Below are 1165 nucleotides of genomic sequence, written 5' to 3' on the forward strand. Positions count from 1 at the left end.
AGTCCAGGATCTTGGCAACGACGCCGGCGCCGACGGTGCGGCCGCCTTCACGGATGGCGAAGCGCAGACCTTCTTCCATGGCGATGGGGGCGATCAGCTTGACGGTGATCGACACGTTGTCGCCGGGCATGACCATTTCCTTGTCCTTGGGCAGCTCGATGGAGCCGGTCACGTCGGTCGTGCGGAAATAGAACTGCGGGCGATAGTTGTTGAAGAACGGCGTGTGACGGCCGCCTTCGTCCTTGCTCAGGACATAGATCTCGCCGGTGAAGTGCGTGTGCGGCTTGATGGAGCCGGGCTTGCACAGCACCTGGCCGCGCTGCACGTCTTCGCGCTTGGTGCCGCGCAGCAGGATGCCCACGTTGTCGCCGGCTTGACCTTGGTCGAGCAGCTTGCGGAACATTTCCACGCCGGTGCAGGTGGTCTTCTGGGTGGTGGAGATGCCGACGATCTCGATTTCTTCACCGACCTTGACCACGCCACGCTCGATGCGGCCGGTCACCACGGTGCCGCGACCCGAGATCGAGAACACGTCCTCGACGGGCATCAGGAAGGTGCCGTCCACGGCGCGCTCGGGCGTCGGGATGTAGGTGTCCAGCGCGTCAGCCAGCTTCATGATGGCTTCTTCGCCCAGCGGGCCCTTGTCGCCTTCGAGCGCCAGCTTGGCCGAACCCTTGATGATCGGGGTGTCGTCGCCGGGGAAGTCGTACTTGGACAGCAGCTCGCGCACTTCCATTTCGACCAGTTCCAGCAGCTCTTCGTCGTCCACCATGTCGGCCTTGTTCAGGAAGACGATGATGTAGGGCACGCCCACCTGACGCGACAGCAGGATGTGCTCGCGGGTCTGGGGCATCGGGCCGTCAGCGGCCGAGCACACCAGGATCGCGCCGTCCATCTGGGCGGCACCGGTGATCATGTTCTTGACGTAGTCGGCGTGACCCGGGCAGTCGACGTGTGCGTAGTGGCGGTTGGCCGTTTCGTACTCGACGTGCGCGGTGTTGATGGTGATGCCGCGGGCCTTTTCTTCGGGGGCCGCGTCAATCTGGTCATACGCCTTGGCCGAGCCGCCGAACTTGGCTGCCAGCACGGTGGTGATGGCCGCCGTCAGGGTCGTCTTGCCGTGGTCCACGTGACCGATCGTGCCGACGTTGACGTGCGGCTTGGT

At 64.3% G+C, this 1165-nt stretch carries 1 protein-coding gene; it reads right to left on the reverse strand.

All coding sequences use genetic code 11. From position 1 onward, the window contains the following. Positions 1–1165 (reverse strand): elongation factor Tu (gene tuf, locus C7444_RS19925; RefSeq protein WP_110402599.1); only part of this gene is annotated, 1165 nt, incomplete at both ends.

It is taken from the genome of Sphaerotilus hippei (assembly GCF_003201595.1).
Classification (GTDB): Bacteria; Pseudomonadota; Gammaproteobacteria; order Burkholderiales; family Burkholderiaceae_C; genus Sphaerotilus; species Sphaerotilus hippei.